Here is a 19675-nt window from a genome sequence, read left to right as displayed (position 1 = left end):
CGCCGTCCCCGCGCGCCGTGCCTGCGCGCAGTTCCCGGCCGGCACCTGGTGCACGCCCTTTGCTCTGCTTCAACCGACGCAACGAAAACGGCACGGACTTGGTGCGCCCGTTGAAGGAGAGCAAAGGACGCACAACTGCCCCGGCCGGTCCCGAGTCCCCAGCGTGCCTGATCGACGACCCCCGCCCCGGCGATCTCGCGCTCTCTGTCACCTGAGCCCGACTGAGGGCACCACACCTCCATGATCGGCCCAGACGGGCCGATCATGGAGGGCGGTCGTCAGGGGTGGGTGGTGGGGTGGGTGGGACGCGGCCAGTGTGGGCGGTCGGCGTCGCGTAGCGCGGCGGTGCGCAGGGCGGCGAGCTGGCGTTCCACCTCGACGAACTGGTCCGGCGCCAGCGGGCCCCAACGCAGCGCGGCGGCGTTCTCCTCGACCTGGGCGACCGTACGGCAGCCGGGGATCGGGATGGTGCGCCCGCTGCGCGCCCAGATCCAGCCCAGCGCGCCCTGGGCGAGGGTACGGCCGTCGGCGGTCAGCGCGGCGCGGACCGCAGCGACCCGGCGCAGCCACTCCGGCGCGGGACGGCCTCCGCGGAACCACTCCAGCCAGCCCGGCGCCAACCCGCGTACGTCGTCGCGGGGCAACGTCGAGGCGGCCGTGTACTTGCCGGTGAGCAGGCCCATCCCGAGCGGCCCCTGGTTGACGCTGGCCAGGTCGTACTTGTCGCAGACGGCGAGCACCTCGGGGGCGTCGCGCAGCACCGACAGGGCGTGCTGCACGGCGGTGGCGCCGGAGGCGGCGTGCCCGAAGACGGCGGCCCGGTCCGGGCGGTCGGTGCTCCACCCGTACGCCCGGATCAGGCCCTCGGCGACCAGGTCCTCGCAGACGCCGACAAGCGCCTCCGCGCGGGGCACCGGCAGGTCGGCCAGGTGCAGCTGATAGAGGTCGATCCGGTCGGTGCCCAGCCGGCGCAGCGACGCCGTCACGGCCCGCCGCAGGTACGCCGGTGACGCGTCCTCCCCGGTCGCCTGCCGGGTCGCCTCGTCGAACGTGTAACCCCACTTGGTGGCGATCACGGCCTCGTCCCGGCGGCCGACGAGCGCCCGCCCCAGCACCCGCTCGCCGTGCCCCGCGCCGTACGTGTCGGCGGTGTCGAAGAGGGTGATGCCCTCCTCCAGCGCCCGGCGTACCGCGCGAACCGACTCGTCGTCGTCGACCGCGCCCCAGCCCAGCGGCTGACTGCCCTCCGCCCAGGGGCCGGCGATCGCCCAGCACCCCATGCCGAGGGCGCTGACCTCGATGCCGCTGCGCCCCAACACCCGTGTCGTCACTGCCATCGGCCGATCGTGCCACCTTCCCCGGGCCGGGGCGTAGCAACTCCGGACGCGGATTCGCGGTACGCGCGCCCCGACGCCGTACGGCATGATCGACGCCATGCGACGGCTGGGCGTGGACATCGGCGGTGTGCTCATCGAACCGGCCGACGACGACGCCGACACGTCGTTCTTCGGCGCGCACTACCTGCGCACCCCCATGGTCGACGGGGCGTTCGACGCGCTCGCGGCGCTCGGGCCGGCGTTCGACGAGGTCCACCTCGTCTCCAAGTGCGGCGAGTCCACCGAGCGGCGGACCCGGGAGTGGCTGGCCCACCACGATTTCACCGTCCGCACCGGGATCCCCGTCGACCGGGTGCACTTCTGCCGGACGCGGCCGGCCAAGGCGCCGATCGCCCAGCGGCTCGGCCTGACCCACTTCGTGGACGACAGGCTGGAGGTGCTCGGCTACCTCGACTCGGTGCCGCACCGCTACCTGTTCCGGCCCCGCCCGGCGGAGGTCGCCGCGCACGCCGCGCTGCTGCCGCTCGTACACCGCGTGGAGAGCTGGTCGGAGCTGGCCGACCTGCTGCGCGCCGACTAGCCGGACCGGCGCGGTCCTCGCGCCGGCGGGGTCAGGCCCGGCGGGTCAGGACGGCCAGGCGCGGGCGAGCAGGTCGCGGGTGTCGCCGAGCAGTTGCGGCAGCACCTTGGTGCGGCCGATCACCGGCATGAAGTTCGCGTCGCCACCCCAGCGCGGCACCACGTGCTGGTGCAGGTGGGCGGCGATGCCGGCGCCGGCCACCCCGCCCTGGTTCATGCCCAGGTTGAAGCCGTGCGCGTTGCTCACCGTGCGGACCACCCGCATCGCCGCCTGGGTGTACGAGGCGAGCTCGGCGGTCTCCGGCTCGTCGAGGTCGGTGTAGTCGGCGACGTGCCGGTACGGACAGACCAGCAGGTGCCCCGGGTTGTACGGGTAGAGGTTGAGCACCACGAAGACGTGCTCGCCGCGGGCCACCACCAGGCTCTCCTCCGGCGGGAGCCCGGGGGCCAGACAGAACGGGCAGCCGGTCGGTTTCTCGTAGCCCTCGGCCGGGCGGTCCTCGCCGGAGATGTAGGTCATCCGGTGCGGCGTCCAGAGCCGTTCCAGGCCGTCCGCCATGCCGTCGCTGTCCGTGTGCCGCTCCGCCCCTGTCACGAGCCGATCCTACGGAGCCGTGCGGGCGGGCCGCGACACCCGTCACCGGGAAACTCCTTGCTGCAAGTTGTTGACGGATTAACACCCAGACATGAAACTTCCATGCATTCAGGCACTTGAATCAATGAATGGAGAGCTTCATGATCCGACGGCTCGGCAGGGTCATCGCGGCGCTCGCGCTGGCCGCCGCCACCACGGTGACCGGGGTCACCCTCACCGCCAGCGCGGCACACGCCGACGGCTGCTACACCTGGGGTCGCACCCTCTCCCAGGGGATGTCCGGCGAGGACGTCCGGCAACTCCAGATCCGCGTCGCCGGCTACCCCGGCTACGGCGCCGTGCTCACCATCGACGGGGCCTACGGCCCGGCGACCCGGTCCGCGGTGATCCGCTTCCAGCAGGCGTACGGACTGGGCGCGGACGGCGTCGCCGGCCCGCAGACCTTCAACCGGCTGTACGCCCTCCAGGACGACGACTGCACACCCGTCAACTTCAGCTACGCGGAGCTGAACAACTGCAACAGCACCTGGGCCGGCGGAGCGGTCGCGGCGAGCACCGCCCGCGCCAACGCGCTCGTCTCGATGTGGAAGCTCCAGGCGCTGCGGCACGCCCTCGGCGACGTGCCCATCGCGATCAGCAGCAGCTTCCGCAGCTACGCCTGCAACAGCGCGGTCGGCGGGGCGTCGAACAGCCGGCACCTGTACGGCGACGCGGTGGACCTGGTCGGCTCACCGTCGCTGTGCCGGCTGGCCCAGCAGGCCCGCAGCCACGGCTTCGGCCAGATCCTCGGCCCCGGCTACCCGGACCACAACGACCACACCCACGTGGCGGCTGTCGGCGGCTGGTCCGCGCCCACCTGCGGCATCTGACACCGGCCGTCGCCCGCCTCCGGGCGCCACCCGGGCCGGGGATGATCAGGGCTCGAACATGGACGTAGTGGCCTCCCGCGCCGGGGAGGCCACTACGTCCTGGATCGAGTGCGATCATGCGGCACGCGAGCGGCTCGCGGGCCGTGCGGCGGTCGCGCTACTCGGCGGCGGCGGAGGGGCCGATGTTGGTCCGTGAGCTGACCACGTCGAGGACGTGGGTGACCGCCTCGGCGATCGGCACCCCGTTGCGCTGGGAGCCGTCGCGGTAGCGGAAGGAGACCGTGCCGGCGGCCACGTCGTCGTCACCGGCGATCACCATGAACGGGATCTTCTGCTGCTGGGCGGTACGGATCTTCTTCTGCATCCGGTCGTCACCCGCGTCCACCTGGGCCCGGATGCCCTCGGCGCGCAGCGCCGCGAGGAAGCCGTGCAGGTAGTCGGTGTGGTCCTCGCGGATCGGGATGCCGACCACCTGCACCGGTGCCAGCCAGGCCGGGAACGCGCCCGCGTAGTGCTCGGTGAGCACCCCGAAGAACCGTTCGATCGACCCGAACAGCGCCCGGTGGATCATGACGGGCCGCTGCCGGCTGCCGTCGGCTGCCTGGTACTCCAGACCGAACCGCTCCGGCTGGTTGAAGTCGACCTGAAGGGTGGACAACTGCCAGGTCCGGCCGATCGCGTCCCGCGCCTGCACGGAGATCTTCGGCCCGTAGAACGCCGCGCCGCCCGGGTCGGGCACCAGGTCCAGGCCGGAGGTCTCGGCGGCGGTCCGCAGCGCCTCGGTCGCCTCCGCCCAGTCCTCGTCCGCGCCGATGAACTTTGGCGAGTCGTCCCGGGTCGACAGCTCCAGGTAGAAGTCGTCCAGCCCGTAGTCGCGCAGCAGGTCCAGCACGAAGCTGAGCAGCGTGGTCAGCTCGCCGGCCATCTGCTCGCGGGTGCAGTAGATGTGCGAGTCGTCCTGGGTGAGGCCGCGGACCCGGGTCAGGCCGTGCACCACGCCGGACTTCTCGTACCGGTAGACCGTGCCGAACTCGAACATCCGCAGCGGCAGCTCCCGGTACGACCGCCCGCGCGCCCTGAAGATCAGGTTGTGCATCGGGCAGTTCATGGCCTTGAGGTAGTAGTCCGCGCCCTCCAACTGCATGGGCGGGAACATGGTGTCCGCGTAGTACGGCAGGTGACCGGAGGTCTGGAACAGCTGCGCCTTGGTGATGTGCGGGGTGTTGACGAACTCGTACCCCGCCTCCTCGTGCCGCCGCCGCGAGTAGTGCTCCATCTCCCGGCGGATGATGCCGCCCTTGGGGTGGAAGACCGCGAGGCCGGAGCCGATCTCGTCGGGGAAGCTGAACAGGTCCAGGTCCGCGCCGAGCTTGCGGTGGTCGCGCCGGGCGGCCTCCTCCAACAGCTTCAGGTACGCCTTGAGCTCGTCGCGGGTCGGCCACGCGGTGCCGTACACCCGCTGCAGTTGGGGGTTCTTCTCCGACCCGCGCCAGTACGCGGCGGCGGAGCGCATCAGCTTGAACGCGCCGATCAGTCGGGTGGTCGGCAGGTGCGGGCCCCGGCACAGGTCCGACCAGCAGACCTTGTCCTCCTTGGCGTCGAGGTTGTCGTAGATGGTCAGCTCGCCGCCGCCGACCTCCATCACCTCGTCGGTGTCCAGGCCCTCGCCCTTGACCTCGATCAGCTCCAGCTTGAACGGCTCGTCGGCCAGCTCGGCGCGCGCCTCGTCCAGGCTGCCGAAGCGGCGACGACGGAACCGCTGCCCGCTCTTGACGATCTCCTGCATGCGCTTCTCGATCTTGCTGAGGTCATCGGGCTGGAACGGCTTGGCGACGTCGAAGTCGTAGTAGAAGCCGTTCTCGATGGGCGGGCCGATGCCCAGCTTGGCCTCGGGGAAGACGTCCTGCACAGCCTGCGCGAGCACGTGCGCGGTGGAGTGGCGCAGCACGTTGAGCCCGTCCGGCGAGTCCAGGCTGACCGGCTCCACGGTCGTCTCCTCGGCCGGCGACCAGTCCAGGTCGCGCAGCTGACCCTGCGGGTCGCGGACCACGACGATCGCCTTGGGGCCGTTCGCGGGCAGTCCGGCCGCGGCCACCGCGTCGGCCGCCGTCGTCCCGGCGGCGACGACGACAGGGTCGGCCACGGCGGGGGTACGGGGTGCGGACACGGTGACTCCTCCAAGCAGTACGAAACGGTGCCGATCCTCGGCTCTTGGCCGATGCTATCGGTCGCACCGTCGGCGCCTTCCAGACGGCTCGCGTTGAACCTTTCGCGCCTCCGAGCCGAACTACAGGGTGTGGCCGGAAACCGGTGCCGGTCGCGTCGAGACGGATGGGGGCACGAGATGGCGAGCACGCACGGCGGAGGCCGCCCGCGGCGGATCGCGGCGGTGACCGCGCTGACCGCCGCGGGGCTGCTGCTCTGGCCCGGTACGGCGGCGCACGCCGCGGACGTGACGACCACCCCGACCGAGGCACGGCAGGGTGACGCCGTACGGCTGGAGTTCAGCGTGCCCGAGGAGCGGGCCGGCACGAAGACCACCCGGATCGAGGTCCGGTTGCCGGCCGACGCCCCGGTGGCCGAGGTCTACCCGATGTCTGTCGACGGCTGGGCGCCCAAGATCACCTCTCGTACGCTGGACACGCCGGTGGCCGGCATCCACTCGTCCGGGGTGAGCACCGTGGCCACGGCGGTGACCTGGGTTCGCGTCGGCGCGGCCACGTCCGGCCCGGCCAGGCTGGCCCTGTCCATGGGCCCCCTGCCGCAGGCGGAGCGGCTCACCTTCGAGGTCGTCCAGACGTACGCCGACGGCACCGTCGTCCGGTGGGCGGACGCCGGCGGCGCGCACCGGGCCCCGGTGCTGACGCTGCTGCCCGCGGCGGCGGGCGCGGCCGGACCGGCCGGACACGGCGGGCACGGCGCTCCGGCGGCCGGCGCGGCGAACGGTCCCGCCGACACTGCTGGCGGTGACAGCGCTGCCGGCGGCGCGGCGGTGGGCGGGTCGGGTGGCTCCGGCGAGGAGTCCGGCGACGCGGACGCGATGCTCGCCGGTGGGCTGCTGGCCGGCCTGGGCGGCGGCGCGGCGATCGGCTGGCTTGTCAGCCGGTGGCGGCGACGCGACCCGGCCGAGGACGCGGCCCTCGCCGAGATCACCGGCGACCCGGCCGAGGATGCGGCCCTCGCCGAGATCACCGGCGACCCGGCCGAGGATGCGGCCCTCGCCGAGGTGACCGACGGCCCGCACCAGGCCCCGGCGCTCGCCGAGGCGACCGACGACCCGCACCAGGCCACGGCGCTCGCCGAGGTGACCGGCCGCGCGGACGACACCGCCGCGCCCGCCGACCCCCAGCCCGCTGTTCCCGCAGCATCGCGATGATCCACTCGGGTTCCCGGAAACCGCGGCATCCGGGCCGCGCGGACAGCCCGATTTACAGGAAGCCGAGTTGACCATGGGCGGGGCAAACAGCGCCGGCTGAGCCACCGCCGGGCACGAAACCCGGCCTCGCGCCATGATCGACACGACATCGCCGATACCGGGGTATCCCGCCGCCGGGTTACCCCGATATCGGCGATGTCGAGTGGATCACGCCCGGCCTCGGCAGGTGCCGACCGGCGCGGTGGTCAGGGGAGCCAGGTGGGTAGCGGCTCGCGGGCGGCCAGCCACGCCTCGGGCACCCCGCCCGGGGTTCCGACACCCGTGTACGCGGCCACGATCGCCCCGACGATGGCGGCCGTGGTGTCCATGTCACCGCCCGCCCGGACGCACCTCCGGATCGCCGTCGGATAGTCGTCGAGGTGGGTCGCGGCCACCCAGAGGGTGAATCCGACGGTGTCCTGCGCGGTCACCCGGGAGCCGTTGCCGAGTTCCGCCACCACCCGGTCGACAGGTCGACCGAGCAGCCCTGCCGCCCGGCTCACGCTCCGGTGCACCTCGCTGCCCGGGTCCAGTGCGGCGGCGACCCCGGCGAGCAGGCGGTCCGGGGCTGGCCGGTGCCCGTCGAGGCGGGCCCGTGCGGCGAGGGCGGCGGCGACCGCCACCGCGACGGCGCCGGCGACTCCCTCCGGGTGCGCGTGGGTCACCTCGGCCGAGGCGCGCGCCTGCGCCGCGGCATGGGCGGTGGAGTCGGCGAAGTACGCCCCCAGCGGACCGACCCGCATCGCCGCCCCGTTGCCGCAGGAGCCCTGGCCGTCGAAGGCGGACGCGGCGGCCAGCGGCCACGGGGTGCCGGTGCGGATCAGCCGCAGGATCGCCATCGCGCCGGCCCCGTAGCCCCGGCGTGGCGCACACCGCTCGGCGAAGGCCAGGGCCAGCCGGTCGCGGTCGACGTCACCGGAGTGGGCCAGCTCGGCGAGGACCGAGCAGGCCATCTCGGTGTCGTCGGTCCACTCCCAGGGCGCGGGTGGCAGCGTGGCGTCGGTGAGGTCCTCCGGCGGCCCCGGCAGGAAGTACTGCGCGCCGAGCGCGTCGCCGGTGGAGAGGCCGGCGAGGCTGTCCCGGGCGAGCGCCAGGCGGGCATCGGCGAACAGGGTGAAGGACATCGTCGTACCAGCTTGCCCGGTTCACAGGTACGTCGCAACGCGATCAACTTGCCAGGCCAAGTACGGTCTTGTCGTGGCCTCCGTGCTCCTGGTCGAAGACGATCACGTCGTACGCGGCGCGATGCTGCGGTCCCTCGCTGACCGGGGGCATGCCGTGCACGCCGTGGGCACCGCCCTGGACGCGTTGCGCCGGGTCGCGGCGGAGACACCCGACCTGGTGGTGTTGGACCTCGGCCTGCCCGATCTGGACGGTTCCGACGCGCTGCGGATGTTGCGCGGCATCACCGACGTCCCGATCATCATCGCCACCGCCCGCGACGACGAGCAGTCGGTGGTCAAGCTGCTGCGCGCCGGGGCCGACGACTACATGGTGAAGCCGTTCACGGGCGCGCACCTGGACGCCCGCATCACCACAGTGCTGCGACGCGCCGGGCGAGCCAGCCGGACGGTGCAGCCCGCGGTGCACACCGTCGGCGGATTGCGGGTCGACGTCGGTGAGCGCAGCGCCCAACTCGACGGGGAGCCACTGGCGCTGACCCGCAAGGAGTTCGACCTGCTGGCGTATCTCGCCGCACGACCCGGGCGGGTAGTGTCCCGCCGGGAACTCTTGGAGGAGGTATGGCGGCAGCCATCGGTCGGCGAGGATCAGACCATCGACGTACACCTGTACTGGCTTCGCCGAAAGATGGGCGAGTCCGCGGCGAAGCCGCGCTACCTGCGCACCGTGCGGGGGGTCGGGTTCCGGCTGGTGGCACCGGACTGAGGACGGCGCTGGCCCTGCTCACGGCCGGCATGTGCAGTCTCGTAGCGCTCGCGTTCCTGATCCCGCTCGGGTTGAGCCTGCGGGGGCAGACGCGGGAGGAGGCGATCGCCGACGCGGCCCGACGCAGCGCGCTGGTGACGGGTGCGCTGGCGGTGAGCACGGATCCGGCGGTGGTGGAACGCGCCGTCGTGGCCAGTGGTGACGGCGCGGCGACCCGGCCGGTGGTGCACGGGCTGGGGTTGGACGAGACCGCCGGCCGCGCCAGCGGCAGCGACCTGGACCGGGCCCGCGCCGAGCGGCGCTCGCTTGTCACCGACGTCGACGGCGGCGTGGTCCGGCTCGACCCGGTGGTCCTCGGCGACAAGACGGCGGTGGTCGAGGTGTTCGTGGCGGACTCGACGCTGGGCGAGGGCGCCGGCGGCACCTGGCTGCTGCTGTTCGGGGTGGGCGCGGCGATGGCCGGCGCGGCGGTGCTTGTGGTCGACCGGGTGGCCGCCCGCGCGGTGGACGCCACGCGAGGTCTGGTCCAGGCCGCCCTGTCGATCGGCGACGGCGACCTGGGCGTACGCGTGGACCCGACGGGCCCCCGTGAGCTGGCGGAGGCCGGGTACGCCTTCAACCGCATGGCCGACCGGCTGGACGCGGCGCGCACCGACGAGCGGGAGCTGGTGGCGGACCTGTCCCACCGGCTGCGGACACCGTTGACAGTGCTCCGGCTGGACGCGGAGGCGCTGGAGTCCGACGACACGAGTGTGGGCTCGTTCAGCCCGGCGGAGTTGGACCGGCTGCGGGGCATCCGGCGGATCCGGCAGGCGATCGTCACCCTCGAAGGTGAGATCGACGTGCTGATCAAGACCACCCGCAAGGCGGTGGCCCACGAGGCCGGTCCGGCGATGTGCGACGTCAGCGAGGTCGTCCGGGACCGGATGGTGTTCTGGGCGGCGCTCGCCGGTGACCAGAACCGGCCGCACCGGGTCAACGGCGCGCAGTTGCGCATCCCCGCGCCGGTGCCGCGCGCCGAGCTGGCCGCCGCGCTGGACGCCGTGATCGGCAACGTCTTCCGCTACACCCCGCAGGGCACGGCGTTCGAGGTGGCCGTGTCCCGCCGCGACGGGTACGTGGCGATCCGCATCGACGACGCGGGCCCGGGCATCGCCAACCCGGACCGGGCGCTGCGGAGGGGCACCAGCGACCAGGGCTCGACGGGGCTCGGCCTGGACATCGCCAAGCGGGTGGCGTTGCAGGCCAACGGCTCGGTAAGCATCGACCGGGCCCGGTTGGGCGGTGCCAGCGTGGTGATGCTGCTCGCCGACCCGGAGGCGACGCCCCGGCAGGTCAGCCGGTTCGGCCTCGTGGGCCGGATGGCGCGCGACGCCCGGGACCAGAAGACGAGCGGCCGTCGCTGGCCCCGTCAGCGCCCCACCGACGACTGACCACTCCCGGACCGACGACCGGGCACCCCGCGCCGATCGGCTGAGGTGGGCGCTCCGATCGGCTGAGCGGACCGGGGCTGTGCGGCGGCGCAAGTCTTCCTTAGATCGCGGTTAACGACTGCGGTCGGACGCTCGCGGGCTGACAGGATCAGAGCACGAACCCACCAGTTCCACCGGCCAGCGCACCGCGCACCCACCGGCCGGTGGAGCCGCGCGCGCGGCGGGAGTCTCAGGTCCCCCCACACCCACGCTCCCGCCGCGCGCCCCGCTCACCAGGCCCCGCCCGGCGTCAGCCGGCGGTGGCGAGGTACGCGTCGATCTCGGCGGTGATCCGCTGCTTGCCGGCCGGGTCGAGGAAGGACGCGGTCACCGCGTCGCGGGCCAGCGCGGCCAGCTCCCCCGGGCCCGCCCCGAGCAGCCGGGCCGCCACCGCGTACTCGTCGTTGAGGGTGGTGCCGAACATCGGCGGGTCGTCGGAGTTGATGGTGACGAGCAGCCCGGCCTCCACCAGCCGGGGCAGCGGGTGTTCGTCGAGGCTGGCCACGGCCCTGGTCCGCACGTTGGACGTCGGGCAGATCTCCATCCCGATCTGCCGCTCGGCGAGGTAGGTGAGCAGCTCCGGGTCCTGTGCGGCGGAGATGCCGTGCCCGATGCGCTCGGCGCCCAGCTCGTTGAGCGCGTCCCAGACCGTCTGCGGACCGGTGGTCTCCCCGGCGTGCGGCGCCGAGCGCAGCCCGGTGGCGCGGGCCTGGTCGAAGTAGGGCCGGAACTGCGGCCGGGGTACGCCGATCTCCGGGCCGCCGAGACCGAAGCTGATCAGGCCGTCCGGGCGCTCGTCAAGCGCGATGCGCAGCGTCTCCTCGGCCGCCGGGAGGCCGGCCTCGCCGGGGATGTCGAAGCACCAGCGCAGGTCGAGGCCGAAGTCGGCGGCGGCGCGCTTGCGAGCGTCCTCGATCGCCTCGCAGAACGCCGGAGCGGGGATGCCCCGCCGCACGTGCGAGTACGGGGTGATGGTCAGCTCCGCGTAGCGGACCTGCTGGCGGGCCAGCTCCCGGGCCACCTCGTGGGTGAGGAGCCAGACGTCCTCCGGGTCGCGGATGAGGTCGACGACGCTCAGGTAGACCTCGATGAAGTGCGCGAAGTCGCGGAACTCGAAGTAGTCGGCGAGGGCCGCCGGGTCGGCCGGCACCGGCGAGCGGCCCTCGTGCCGGGCGGCCAGCTCGGCGACGATCCGGGGCGAGGCGGAGCCGACGTGGTGCACGTGCAGCTCCACCTTGGGCAGGCCGGCGATGAAGGTGGACAGGTCGGTCACTGGTTCTCCTGGGCATGGGCGCCGGTGCGGGCGACGACGAAGACGCGGCGGAACGGGAAGGACACCTGACCGTGCCGCACCGGGTACGCGGCGGTGAGCCGTACTCCCAGCTCGGCCCGGAAGGCCGACCAGCCGGCGGCGTCCAGGGCGGCCCGGACGGGGCGCAGCGCGGTGCCCTCCATCCAGGCCAGCACCGGGTGGTCGGCGGCGGGTTCGGCCGGCAGCAGGTGCACGTAGGTAGTCTCCCAGGCGTCCACCGCGCAGCCGGCGGCGGTCAGCAGCTCCGCGTAGTCCGTCGGGTCGTCGACGGGGTCGGCGCGCAGCAGCGGGGCCACCTGGGCACGCCAGGCCGGTCGGCCGGCGATCTCGCGCAGCGCCCGGTGCGACGGGGCGTCGAAGTTGCCGGGGACCTGCATGGCGAGCCAGGCGCCGGCGGGCAGCTCGACGGCCCAGCGGCGCAGCAGCTCCTGGTGGCCGGGCACCCACTGCAACGCCGCGTTGGTGACCACCACGTCCTCGTCGCCGGCCGGCCGCCAGTCGCGCAGGTCGGCGACGGCGAACTCGACAGAACTCGGCAGGGCGCGCGCCCGGTCGATCATCTCCGGCGCGGAGTCGAGGCCGACGACCCGGGCGGTCGGCCAGCGCTCGGCGAGGGTGGCGGTGAGCTGGCCGGGGCCGCAGCCGAGGTCGACCACCGTCCGGGGCCGGTCGGCGGGGACCCGGGCGACCAGGTCGTGAAACGGCCGGGAACGCTCGTCGCCGTAGCGCAGGTACGTCGTCGGATCCCACATCGTCGCCTCCAAACCGTACGTCCGTCTTGTTTACCGTACGGCTCGCGTGGCAGGCCGGCAACCCGATCACTAGGCTCGGGGCATGGAACAGCGCAGCTTCAACCGGCTCGGCCGGACCGTCGGAGTGGTCGGCCTGGGCGCCTGGCAGCTCGGCGCCGACTGGGGCACCGTCAGCGAGGCCGACGCCATGGCGGTGCTCACCGCCGCGGTGGACGCCGGAGTCACCTTCCTGGACACCGCCGACGTGTACGGCGACGGCCGCAGCGAGCAGTTGATCGGCCGCTTCCTGCGCACCCGGCCGGACGCCGGCCTGACCGTCGCCACCAAGATGGGCCGGCGCGTCGAGCAGCGGCCGGAGGCGTACACCCTGGCCCACTTCCGAGAGTGGACCGACCGGTCCCGGGCCAACCTCGGAATGGACACCCTGGACCTGGTCCAGCTGCACTGCCCGCCGAGCGCCGTCTTCGCCGACGACGCGGTGTTCGACGCCCTGGACACCCTCGTCGCCGAGAAGGCCATCGCGGGGTACGGGGTCAGCGTGGAGACCTGCGACCAGGCGCTCACCGCCATCGCCCGCCCCGGTGTGGCAAGCGTCCAGATCATCCTCAACGCCGTCCGGCACAAGCCGCTGGAGCAGGTGCTGCCGGCGGCCGCGCAGGCAGGCGTCGGCATCATCGCCCGGGTGCCCCTGGCCAGCGGGCTGCTCTCCGGCCGCTACGACGAGCACACCGAGTTCGCCGCCGACGACCACCGCAACTACAACCGGCACGGCGAGGCGTTCGACGTGGGCGAGACGTTCTCCGGCGTCGACTACACCCAGGGGCTCGCGGCCGTACGCCGGCTGGCGCCGCTCGTCGACTCCGACCGCACGATGGCGCAGTTCGCGCTGCGGTGGGTGCTGGACCAGGCCGGTGTCACAGTCGTCATCCCCGGCGCCCGCGACGCCGAGCAGGCCCGGCGCAACGCCGCCGCGGCCGACCTGCCGCCGCTCACGGCCGCCCAACAGACCGGTGTACGCGAGGTCTACGACGAGCTGATCCGCCCGCAGGTGCACGACCGGTGGTGAGCCGCCCACCCCGGGTGCTCGCGTCGCGCCGCCACAGCGGCGATGCTGGCACCCGGGGGCGGTGTGCCGCCCCGTCCGGGAAGGAGGGCGCGCGATGAGGGGTTGGTTGACGCTCACCCTCGGCCTGCTGGCCGTGGTGATCGGTGCGGTGTGGACGGTGCAGGGCCTCGGCTACGTCAGCGGCAGCGCGATGACCGACGAGCGGATCTGGGCGGTGATCGGCCCGATCGTGGCCCTGGTCGGCCTGGTCGTGCTCTGGCTGGGCCTGCGCTCGCGCCGCCGACTCTGACGGACGACAGTGGGAAGCCCCGCATCCCGGAAGGGATACGGGGCTTTACTACAACGACCCCTGGCCGGGTCGTCCACTGACCGACGAGGGCCAGCCCTTCTGCTCAGAGCGGACGGACCTGCTCGGCCTGCGGGCCCTTCTGACCCTGGGCGATCTCGAACTCCACCCGCTGGTTCTCCTCCAGCGAGCGGTAGCCGCTCGTCTGAATGGCCGAGAAGTGGACGAACACGTCAGCACCCCCGCCGTCGACGGTGATGAAGCCGAAGCCCTTGTCAGCGTTGAACCACTTCACGGTTCCCTGCGCCATCTGTATCTCCCTCTAAAACTGGTGGCCGTGCACGCCGTACGGCCGATTGGCCGTTTCGAGCAGCGACGCCTGAGGCGGCCCCCACGAAGGGAACTTCTCTCAACCCACGCCATCTCGCAGCAGCGTGGAACAGCAAATCACGGACCCGAAAAGTCTGTCACGACCTCTCCCACGAATTTCTCCGACATGTGACCTGACGGATGTCTGAGATCGTCGGGCGGCGTGCCGAGCCGTGCGAAAGGCCCCCTTCCCGTCGATGCGGGAAGGGGGCCTGAGTCGATGCGTCGGTCAGTCCGGCCAGTGGCCGGTCATCCGGCGGACGCCCACCGCTCCGCCCCGGTCCACGGCGGCGCGGACCACGGCGAAGATCGCCCCCTGCAACGCGGCGGCGGCCAGGATCTCGCCCCAGCCGCGGTCCTCGTCGGTGGCGTTGGGCGCCTCGCCGTCGCCCGCCGTGACCTTCCAGACCTGCCGGAAGATCGCGCCGGCCACCGTGCCCGCGGCGATACCCAACAACACGCCGACCGGCCGGTACGCCACCTTGCCGATGCTCCTGCTCACCTACGCCTCCCCCGCACGATCATCAGCACGACCACGGTGGCCACCGCACCGGCGGCGATCGCCGCCCACGGCACCGGGTTGCGTCGAACCAGCTCACTCTTCTCGCGGACCAGGCCGCCCTTGTCGTACGCCTGCGCGCGTGCCATTCCGGCGCCACGCGCGGCCTGCCCGCGGACCCGGGCAACGGTCTGCGCCGCCTGCTCGCGCATCCGCTCCCGCGCCTGCTCGGCGGACTCCTTGAGGCGGGCCTTGACGTCGGCCTTGGCGGCCAGCGCCTCCATCGTCTCGCCCAGCTCGACCCGCGTACGGCGGATCTCCTCGCGGAGGGCCTCGGTGTCGCCCGTCCCGTTGCCCGTCATGCCCGACCCCTGTCCTTCACCGCGGCGGCGACGGTGTCCACGTCAGCCCGGAGGCTGCGGACCGCTGCCGCCGGCATCGGCGGGACGGCACGGCTGACCTGCTTCTTTCCCACCAGCGCGAGAATGCCGGCCACCAGGAAGAGCGCCACCGCGACGATGAGCGCGGCGGCCCAGGCGGGCAGCACCAGGTCGAGCAGCAGGATCGCCGTGACGACGAGCGCGCCCAGGCCGTAGAACGCCAGCGCGCCGCCGCCGCCGAACAGGCCGATCCCGATGCCGGCGTGCTTGCCCTTCTGGGTCAACTCCGCCCGGGCCAGCGCCAGTTCGTCTCGCACCAGACGGGAGACCTGTTCGGTGGCCCGCTGCACCAGCTCGGCGGTGGAGGGCTCGCTCCCATTGCGGGATGTGCGGGCATTTGCCACGTCAGCCATGCTGTCCTCCTTTCCTCATCACCGCGCTGTATGCCCGGAGTTGCCGCCCGTCAATCCTAGAGCGCCCATGGTCGGCCACCGTTCCTGTTGTCCGATCGCCGCGCCGCGGAACCCGGCGGGCCGAACCCCACAATCGCCGAAGAGACGCCCGGCAGCAGATCCCCCACCCAAGCCCGCCCAAACCTCTCACCCACCCCGCCGATCACGAGCCCGCGCCGGACAGGGCACGGAGATCGCGCCCGAACACGGATCGGGTGGCCTCCTCGACGCGAGGAGGCCACCCGATTCCGGATCGAGCGCGATCATGCCGGGATCGCCGCGGCGACGGCGTCAGGCGCGGGAGGGCGCGGTCTCCTCGGGGCCGACGAAGGCCTCGCTGCGGGCGTCGCCGTCGTCGCTGCCGCCGAAGACGCGCGCGTCGTCGGCGGCCTCCGTGGCGCCCGGACGGCGGGTCGGTCGCCGCGGCTGCACCCACTGCCAGGGCAGGTTGCTGCCGGCGTCGCCCAGCTCGGCGCGCATCCGGGGCATCGCGGTGGGCCGGTTGTCCCGGATCCAGGCCACCAGGTGCTCGCGGACGAGACAGCGCAGGTCCCACAGGCTGCCGGCGTCGGCGGCGCTGACCAGCGCGCGCACCCGTACCGTCCCGCCGGTGGCGTCGGTGACCTGCAGGACGCAGACCCGGCCGTCCCACAGCTCGGTGCCCTCGACCAGGCGGCGCAGCTCCTCCCGCATGGTCTGCACCGGCACCGCCCAGTCGACGTCGAACTCGGCGGTGCCGAGCACGGCGGCCTCGGTCCGGGTCCAGTTCTGGAAGGGCGTGCTGGTGAAGTACGAGGTGGGCAGGATCAGCCGCCGGTCGTCCCAGATCTGGACCACCACGTAGCTGAGGGTCAGCTCCTCGATCCGACCCCACTCCCCCTCGACGACCACCACGTCGTCGAGGCGGACGGCGTCGCTGAAGGCGAGCTGGAGCCCGGCGAAGACGTTGCCGAGCAGACTCTGGGCGGCCAGCGCGGCGACCACACCGACCACACCGGCGGACGTCAGCACACCGGCGCCGATGCCGCGCACGCTCGGGAACGTCATCAGCATCACGCCGACGGTCAGGATCACGATCACCGCGACGGTCAGCCGCCGCAGCATCACCACCTGGGTACGCACCCGCCGGGCGTGCCGGTTGTTCGGCACGTCGACGCGGAACCGGGCGAGTGCCGTGTCCTCCACGACGATCAGCAGCGCCGCCACCAACCAGGCCGCGCTGGCGATCACGCAGAGGACCAGCAGGTGCAGCAGCAGCCGCCGCCAGCTCACGCCGACGGCGTACCCGGTGCTGAAACGGACGGCGAACTGCACCGCGAGGACCGTGGCGGCGACCTGGAACGGGCGGTGCGCGTGGTCGGTCAGCTCGGTCAACAGCTGCGACCGACGGCCGAACCGTCGGGTGAGCCGGTGGACGACCTCGACCAGGAAAAGGGCGACCGCCGCCGCGGCGAGCGCGGCGACGGCCGTTTCGAGATAGCTCTGCACGGGTGGGTCGCTTCCCTTCGACCGGGGGTCGGTACTTCGGGCAAAAGCCCAATAGTGCCCGACATCCCCGATATCGACCAGCGTCAGACCTTGCGGTACCGCGACTGGAGGAAGCAGTAGACGCCGAAGCAGGCGATGCCCAGGGCGACAAGGGTCAGCAGGAACGTGCCGTACGACTGCTCGCGCAACGTGTGCAGCGCGGCGTCCAGACCACGGGCCTTCTTCGGGTCGTAGTTCACCGCCGCGACGATCACCAGCAGGCCGGCGATGCCGTACGCGACGCCCTTGGCGACGTACCCGGCGATGCCGAGTCGGCGGGCGAGCGTGCGGGTCTTCGGGCTCATCTCGCCGGTCTTGAGGTGCTTCTCGAACGACTTCTTCAGCCCGTAGATCACCAGGCCGACACCGATCGCGGCGACCACCAGCCCGGCCAGCCCGACCAGCCAGCGGCCCCCGGTGGAGGTCATCAGCTTGCCGGTCAGCGCCTCCTGGCTGTCGGCGCTGTTCGAGCCGGCGTCGGAGAAGACCTTGAACGCCGTCCACGCGAAGTAGAGGTAGACGATGGTCCGGCCGGCCGAGGCCAGCCGCTCGGTGACCCGCTCCTTGCCGCGCTCGGCGCGGTGCCCGGCGGCCGCCTCCAGCCCCTGCCAGATCGCCATCGCGAGCAGACCGACCGCGACGGCGATGACCAGGAACTTACCGAGGGGCTGCTCGGAGAGCGTCCGCAGCGCGCCGGACTGGTCGCCGTCGTCGGACGACGTGCCGAACGCGATCTGCAGGGCCAGCCAGGCGAAGAGCAGGTGCACGATGCCGTAGCCGATGAAGCCGGCCCGGGCGAGGAGTTCCAGCCACCGGCTGTCCGCCGTTCGGGAGGCGGTGGCTTCGGCGCTACGGGTGAGTGACATGCCGTCACAATCTCCGATTGCGAAGATCCCCAAACGTCGGCCACCGCCTCCCGCCAGGTCAGTTGCCCGGGTTGCGGGAAACGCGGATCTTGACCTGCTGGTCGGTGACGCTGTCCAGCGTGACGGCGAAGCCGCCGGCCTCGGTGGCCTGCTGGCCGGTGGTGAGGGTGAGCTGCTCGCCGGCGACCTCGACGGTCACCTGGTCGCCCTCGGCGCCGACCAGCTTGGCCTCGACGCCCAGGATGGTGGCGCTCGCGTCGACACCCCGCTCGAAGGTGACCGTGCAGGCGTCCAGGCCGCAGTCGGTGGAGGCGCCCTGGGAGCTGCAACCGGCGAGCACGGCGAGGCCGAGCGCCAGACCGGCGAACAGCCCGGCGGCGCGGCGGACGGGGGGTGGGGGGATGGTGGCGGGTCGGTTCGTCACCTCGCCAAGGGTACGAGACGTTCGCGACGCCCAGGCGGGAGCGAGCGCCGGAGGAACCCCGGCTAGGGTCCCGACATGGCCTTCGACATCGCCCGCACCCGGGCCGCCTATCCCGCCCTGACCGAGGGCTTCGTCCACTTCGACGGCGCCGGAGGGACCCAGACCGCGGCCGGTGTGATCGACGCGGTCACCGACGTCATGCGCGCGGCCGTCGGCAATCGCAGCGCGGCGTTCGCGCCGGGCCGCCGCTCGCTGGAGGTGGTGGCGGCGGCCCGCCAGGCGGTCGCCGACCTGCTCGGGGCCGAGCCGGACGGTGTGGTGCTGGGCCCGAGCGCCACCGCGCTGACGTACACCCTGGCCCGTACGCTCGGCGCCGGTTGGCGACCGGGGGACGAGGTCGTCGTCTCCCGGCTCGACCACGACGCCAACGTGCGCCCGTGGGTGCAGGCCGCCGAGGCGGCCGGCGCGACGGTGCGCTGGGCCGAGTTCGACAGGCACACCGGTGAGCTGCCCACCGGCCAGTACACCGACCTGGTCGGTGAGCGGACCCGGCTGGTCGCGGTGACCGCCGGCAGCAACGCCATCGGCACCGTGCCGGACGTGCCGGCGATCGCCAAGATCGCGCACTCCGTCGGGGCGCTGGTCTGCGTCGACGGGGTGCACTCGGTGCCGCACGGGCCGACCGACCTGGCGTCGCTCGGCGCGGACGTGCTGGTCACCAGCGCGTACAAGTGGTCCGGGCCGCACCTGGCCGCGATGGTGGCCGACCCGGCCCGGTGGGCGGCGCTGCGCCCGGCGAAGCTGGTGCCGTCCTCGGACGCGGTGCCGGAGCGCTTCGAGTACGGCACCCCGAGCTTCGCGCTGCTGGCCGGCGTGACCGCAGCGGTGGACCACCTCGCGGGGCTGGACCCGGACGCGGCAGGTGACCGCCGGGCGCGGCTGCGGGCCGGCCTGGCCGCCGCGCAGGCGCACGAGGAGGCGCTGCTGGACCGGCTGCTCGCCGGGCTCGCGGCGCGGCCCGCGATCACCGTCTACGGCTCGCCGGCCCGGCGCTGCCCGACGGTCTCCTTCCGGGTCGCCGGGATGTCGCCGGCGGCGACGCAGCAGGCGTTGGGCGACGCCGGGTTGTGCCTGTCGTCCGGCGACTACTACGCCTACGAGTACTTCCAGACGATGGGGTTGCGCGACAGCGGCGGCGCGGTGCGGGCCAGCATCTACCACTACAACACCGCCGACGAGGTGGACCGGTTGCTCGCCGAACTCGACGCGGTGGTCGACCGGACGGGGACAATGGCACGGTGAGCACCCTCGTCGAGGACAACCCCGCCAAGAACCGCTTCGAGATCCTGGTCGACGACGCGCTGGCCGGCTTCACCGCGTACGTGCCGCGTGGGGAGGTGCTGGTCTTCACCCATACCGAGGTGGACCGCGGCTTCCAGGGCAGGGGCGTCGGCGGCGCGTTGATCCGGGGCACGCTGGATCAGGTGCGCGAGCGCGGCGGCCGGGTGGTGCCGCAGTGCCCGTTCGTGGCCGCGTTCATCGACAAGCACCCCGAGTACGCCGACCTGGTCGCCGAGCAGCCGTAACC

The 19675-nt window shown here is 72.9% G+C and carries 22 protein-coding genes; 9 read left to right on the top strand and 13 right to left on the bottom strand.

The features are described from left to right. Positions 1-278: 278 nt before the first annotated feature. On the bottom strand, positions 279-1337 hold the full coding sequence (locus tag MILUP08_RS12625) for an aldo/keto reductase (protein WP_007458155.1): 1059 nt from the start codon (positions 1335-1337) through the stop codon (positions 279-281). Positions 1338-1434: 97 nt separating this feature from the next. Between MILUP08_RS12625 and MILUP08_RS12620 the strand changes: the two genes are divergently transcribed. Further along, positions 1435-1917: a hypothetical protein gene (locus MILUP08_RS12620; RefSeq protein WP_202805212.1), complete on the top strand. Its 483-nt coding sequence runs from the start codon at positions 1435-1437 to the stop codon at positions 1915-1917. A gap of 45 nt (positions 1918-1962) precedes the next feature. On the opposite strand, the gene MILUP08_RS12615 is transcribed toward MILUP08_RS12620, so the two are convergent. Beyond that, positions 1963-2475: an HIT family protein gene (locus tag MILUP08_RS12615; protein ID WP_193376620.1), complete on the bottom strand. Its 513-nt coding sequence runs from the start codon at positions 2473-2475 to the stop codon at positions 1963-1965. 176 nt (positions 2476-2651) lie between these two features. Here MILUP08_RS12615 and MILUP08_RS12610 point away from each other — a divergent pair, with 176 nt between their 5' ends. Further along, positions 2652-3380, top strand: a complete 729-nt coding sequence (locus MILUP08_RS12610; protein WP_007458147.1) for a D-Ala-D-Ala carboxypeptidase family metallohydrolase — start codon at positions 2652-2654, stop codon at positions 3378-3380. A gap of 157 nt (positions 3381-3537) precedes the next feature. Here MILUP08_RS12610 and thrS read toward each other — a convergent pair whose 3' ends face one another. Further along, complete coding sequence (gene thrS / locus MILUP08_RS12605) at positions 3538-5547, bottom strand: threonine--tRNA ligase (protein WP_007458144.1); 2010 nt, start codon at positions 5545-5547, stop codon at positions 3538-3540. A 177-nt stretch (positions 5548-5724) separates the two neighbouring features. On the opposite strand from thrS, the gene MILUP08_RS12600 reads away from it, so the two are divergent. Then, positions 5725-6756, top strand: a complete 1032-nt coding sequence (locus MILUP08_RS12600; protein WP_007458142.1) for a DUF1775 domain-containing protein — start codon at positions 5725-5727, stop codon at positions 6754-6756. 245 nt (positions 6757-7001) lie between these two features. Here the strand turns inward: MILUP08_RS12600 and MILUP08_RS12595 are convergent, their stop codons facing one another. Then, positions 7002-7919 (bottom strand): ADP-ribosylglycohydrolase family protein, encoded by a 918-nt coding sequence (locus MILUP08_RS12595; protein ID WP_007458140.1) that lies wholly within the window; start codon positions 7917-7919, stop codon positions 7002-7004. Positions 7920-7992: 73 nt separating this feature from the next. Here MILUP08_RS12595 and MILUP08_RS12590 point away from each other — a divergent pair, with 73 nt between their 5' ends. After that, positions 7993-8682 (top strand): response regulator transcription factor, encoded by a 690-nt coding sequence (locus tag MILUP08_RS12590; protein WP_007458139.1) that lies wholly within the window; start codon positions 7993-7995, stop codon positions 8680-8682. 29 nt (positions 8683-8711) lie between these two features. Further along, entirely contained in the window at positions 8712-10115 is a 1404-nt protein-coding gene (locus MILUP08_RS12585; protein ID WP_007458137.1) for a HAMP domain-containing sensor histidine kinase, read from the top strand. A gap of 289 nt (positions 10116-10404) precedes the next feature. On the opposite strand, the gene MILUP08_RS12580 is transcribed toward MILUP08_RS12585, so the two are convergent. Together MILUP08_RS12580 and MILUP08_RS12575 are read right to left on the bottom strand one after the other, a co-directional pair. Continuing rightward, positions 10405-11427: an adenosine deaminase gene (locus MILUP08_RS12580; protein ID WP_007458135.1), complete on the bottom strand. Its 1023-nt coding sequence runs from the start codon at positions 11425-11427 to the stop codon at positions 10405-10407. Continuing rightward, a complete protein-coding gene (locus MILUP08_RS12575) occupies positions 11424-12218 on the bottom strand; it encodes a trans-aconitate 2-methyltransferase (RefSeq protein WP_007458133.1) in 795 nt (264 codons plus the stop codon). Before MILUP08_RS12575 ends, MILUP08_RS12580 begins: the two co-directional genes overlap by 4 nt. Positions 12219-12300: 82 nt before the next feature. Here MILUP08_RS12575 and MILUP08_RS12570 point away from each other — a divergent pair, with 82 nt between their 5' ends. After that, positions 12301-13284 (top strand): aldo/keto reductase, encoded by a 984-nt coding sequence (locus MILUP08_RS12570; protein WP_007458131.1) that lies wholly within the window; start codon positions 12301-12303, stop codon positions 13282-13284. A gap of 94 nt (positions 13285-13378) precedes the next feature. After that, the gene (locus MILUP08_RS12565; protein WP_007458129.1) at positions 13379-13573 is read left to right on the top strand and encodes a hypothetical protein; all 195 of its coding nucleotides are present in this window, start codon (positions 13379-13381) and stop codon (positions 13571-13573) included. Between the two features lie 103 nt (positions 13574-13676). Here the strand turns inward: MILUP08_RS12565 and MILUP08_RS12560 are convergent, their stop codons facing one another. The 7 genes from MILUP08_RS12560 to MILUP08_RS12530 form a co-directional block, all read right to left on the bottom strand. Next, positions 13677-13880 (bottom strand): cold-shock protein, encoded by a 204-nt coding sequence (locus MILUP08_RS12560; RefSeq protein ID WP_007458127.1) that lies wholly within the window; start codon positions 13878-13880, stop codon positions 13677-13679. Between the two features lie 288 nt (positions 13881-14168). Continuing rightward, positions 14169-14441 (bottom strand): DUF4235 domain-containing protein, encoded by a 273-nt coding sequence (locus MILUP08_RS12555; RefSeq protein ID WP_007458126.1) that lies wholly within the window; start codon positions 14439-14441, stop codon positions 14169-14171. Beyond that, positions 14438-14800, bottom strand: a complete 363-nt coding sequence (locus MILUP08_RS12550) for a DUF3618 domain-containing protein (RefSeq protein WP_007458125.1) — start codon at positions 14798-14800, stop codon at positions 14438-14440. Before MILUP08_RS12550 ends, MILUP08_RS12555 begins: the two co-directional genes overlap by 4 nt. Continuing rightward, the gene (locus tag MILUP08_RS12545; protein WP_007458124.1) at positions 14797-15231 is read right to left on the bottom strand and encodes a phage holin family protein; all 435 of its coding nucleotides are present in this window, start codon (positions 15229-15231) and stop codon (positions 14797-14799) included. Before MILUP08_RS12545 ends, MILUP08_RS12550 begins: the two co-directional genes overlap by 4 nt. 330 nt (positions 15232-15561) lie before the next feature. Further along, on the bottom strand, positions 15562-16758 hold the full coding sequence (locus MILUP08_RS12540; protein WP_007458123.1) for a mechanosensitive ion channel family protein: 1197 nt from the start codon (positions 16756-16758) through the stop codon (positions 15562-15564). Between the two features lie 83 nt (positions 16759-16841). Further along, on the bottom strand, positions 16842-17663 hold the full coding sequence (locus MILUP08_RS12535; protein ID WP_007458122.1) for a DUF1206 domain-containing protein: 822 nt from the start codon (positions 17661-17663) through the stop codon (positions 16842-16844). A 58-nt stretch (positions 17664-17721) separates the two neighbouring features. Continuing rightward, positions 17722-18087 (bottom strand): hypothetical protein, encoded by a 366-nt coding sequence (locus MILUP08_RS12530; protein ID WP_007458121.1) that lies wholly within the window; start codon positions 18085-18087, stop codon positions 17722-17724. Between the two features lie 75 nt (positions 18088-18162). Here MILUP08_RS12530 and MILUP08_RS12525 point away from each other — a divergent pair, with 75 nt between their 5' ends. Together MILUP08_RS12525 and MILUP08_RS12520 are read left to right on the top strand one after the other, a co-directional pair. Beyond that, a complete protein-coding gene (locus MILUP08_RS12525; protein ID WP_007458120.1) occupies positions 18163-19389 on the top strand; it encodes a cysteine desulfurase-like protein in 1227 nt (408 codons plus the stop codon). After that, a complete protein-coding gene (locus MILUP08_RS12520; RefSeq protein WP_007458118.1) occupies positions 19386-19673 on the top strand; it encodes a GNAT family N-acetyltransferase in 288 nt (95 codons plus the stop codon). Before MILUP08_RS12525 ends, MILUP08_RS12520 begins: the two co-directional genes overlap by 4 nt. Positions 19674-19675 lie beyond the last annotated feature (2 nt).

Source organism: Micromonospora lupini str. Lupac 08 (genome assembly GCF_000297395.2).
Lineage (GTDB): Bacteria > Actinomycetota > Actinomycetes > Mycobacteriales > Micromonosporaceae > Micromonospora > Micromonospora lupini.
The sequence above is the reverse complement of the archived record's forward strand: the minus strand, read 5'-3'. Positions and strand labels throughout refer to the sequence as shown.

What these genes read in the sequence shown, in the direction of transcription:
- MILUP08_RS12570 (WP_007458131.1), top strand. Translation starts at nt 12,301, where the DNA reads ATGGAACAGCGCAGCTTCAACCGGCTCGGCCGGACCGTCGGAGTGGTC.
- MILUP08_RS12610 (WP_007458147.1), top strand. Translation starts at nt 2,652, where the DNA reads ATGATCCGACGGCTCGGCAGGGTCATCGCGGCGCTCGCGCTGGCCGCC.
- MILUP08_RS12625 (WP_007458155.1), bottom strand. Translation starts at nt 1,337, where the DNA reads ATGGCAGTGACGACACGGGTGTTGGGGCGCAGCGGCATCGAGGTCAGC.
- MILUP08_RS12595 (WP_007458140.1), bottom strand. Translation starts at nt 7,919, where the DNA reads ATGTCCTTCACCCTGTTCGCCGATGCCCGCCTGGCGCTCGCCCGGGAC.
- MILUP08_RS12545 (WP_007458124.1), bottom strand. Translation starts at nt 15,231, where the DNA reads ATGGCTGACGTGGCAAATGCCCGCACATCCCGCAATGGGAGCGAGCCC.
- MILUP08_RS12600 (WP_007458142.1), top strand. Translation starts at nt 5,725, where the DNA reads ATGGCGAGCACGCACGGCGGAGGCCGCCCGCGGCGGATCGCGGCGGTG.
- MILUP08_RS12535 (WP_007458122.1), bottom strand. Translation starts at nt 17,663, where the DNA reads ATGTCACTCACCCGTAGCGCCGAAGCCACCGCCTCCCGAACGGCGGAC.
- MILUP08_RS12525 (WP_007458120.1), top strand. Translation starts at nt 18,163, where the DNA reads ATGGCCTTCGACATCGCCCGCACCCGGGCCGCCTATCCCGCCCTGACC.
- MILUP08_RS12550 (WP_007458125.1), bottom strand. Translation starts at nt 14,800, where the DNA reads ATGACGGGCAACGGGACGGGCGACACCGAGGCCCTCCGCGAGGAGATC.
- MILUP08_RS12565 (WP_007458129.1), top strand. Translation starts at nt 13,379, where the DNA reads ATGAGGGGTTGGTTGACGCTCACCCTCGGCCTGCTGGCCGTGGTGATC.
- MILUP08_RS12560 (WP_007458127.1), bottom strand. Translation starts at nt 13,880, where the DNA reads ATGGCGCAGGGAACCGTGAAGTGGTTCAACGCTGACAAGGGCTTCGGC.
- MILUP08_RS12615 (WP_193376620.1), bottom strand. Translation starts at nt 2,475, where the DNA reads ATGGCGGACGGCCTGGAACGGCTCTGGACGCCGCACCGGATGACCTAC.
- MILUP08_RS12585 (WP_007458137.1), top strand. Translation starts at nt 8,712, where the DNA reads ATGTGCAGTCTCGTAGCGCTCGCGTTCCTGATCCCGCTCGGGTTGAGC.
- MILUP08_RS12575 (WP_007458133.1), bottom strand. Translation starts at nt 12,218, where the DNA reads ATGTGGGATCCGACGACGTACCTGCGCTACGGCGACGAGCGTTCCCGG.
- MILUP08_RS12620 (WP_202805212.1), top strand. Translation starts at nt 1,435, where the DNA reads ATGCGACGGCTGGGCGTGGACATCGGCGGTGTGCTCATCGAACCGGCC.